Source organism: Micrococcus sp., from assembly GCF_030523875.1.
Taxonomy (GTDB): Bacteria; Actinomycetota; Actinomycetes; order Actinomycetales; family Micrococcaceae; genus Micrococcus.
Genome location: NZ_JAUNHR010000145.1, coordinates 799 through 1,764, shown reverse-complemented (window position 1 = coordinate 1,764; position 966 = coordinate 799). Strand labels below are relative to the sequence as shown.

1 protein-coding gene is annotated in these 966 nt (G+C 76.1%); it reads right to left on the bottom strand.

Going from position 1 to position 966, the window contains the following annotated elements; all coding sequences use genetic code 11:
- Positions 1 to 81 precede the first annotated feature (81 nt).
- Positions 82 to 966, bottom strand: an 885-nt coding sequence (locus tag Q4D18_RS11510; protein ID WP_303128538.1) for an iron ABC transporter permease, incomplete at its 5' end; no start/stop codon positions are given.

Sequence of the window (966 nt, the reverse complement as noted above, 5' to 3'; positions counted from 1 at the left end):
GGTCCCGCCGTCGCACGGCGCGCAGCACGGTCAGCGCGGCGCGCTCGTCGGCGGGCCCGGGCTTCGTGGCATCCGTCGTCGTCATACCCGCGCCCACCCCCTGCCCAGCAGGACGAGGAAGACGGGAGCGCCGATCACCGCGACCATCACGCCCACCTGGACCTCCGCGGGCGGCAGCACCACCCGGCCCACCGTGTCCGCCACCAGGATGAGCACCGCGCCGATGCCGGGGGCGGCGGCCGCCTGCCGCAGGTGTCCCGGACCCATCAGCATCCGGGCCTGATGTGCGGCGAGCAGCGCGACGAAGGCCAGCGGCCCTGCCAGCGCGGTGGCGCACCCGGCCAGCAGCACCACGGCCACCCCGGCGATCAGGCGGTCCCGGCCCAGCCGGCGCCCCAGGGTGACGGCGGCGTCGTCGCCGAGGGCCATGATGTCCAGGGCACGGGTGCTGACCAGGGCCAGCAGCACCCCGACCAGCAGCAGCGGCGCCACCTGCTGCACCACGTCCAGGCCGCGGCCGGCGATGGTGCCGACCTGCCAGAACCGGAAGGTGTCCAGGGTGGCCTGCTGGGTGAGCAGGATGGTGGTGGTCCAGCTGGTCACCCCCGCCGTGACCGCGGCCCCGGCGATCACCAGCCGCACCGGATCGGCCCGGCGCCCCCCGAGCCCGGCCACGCCGTAGACGACCAGCATGGTGACGGCGGCGCCGAGCAGGGCGAACCAGACGTAGCCCGTCAGCGCGCTCACGCCGAGCGAGATGGCCAGCACCATCGCCAGGGAGGCCCCCGCGTTGATGCCGAGGACGCCGGGATCGGCGAGCGGGTTGCGGGTCAGGCCCTGCATCACGGTGCCGGCCAGGCCGAGGGCGGCCCCCGTGCACACCCCCACCACCGTCCGGGCGATCCGGGCCGTCACGACCGGGTCGGCCGGCCCGTTCCCGGTCACCGATGCCCAGACCACGCCGGG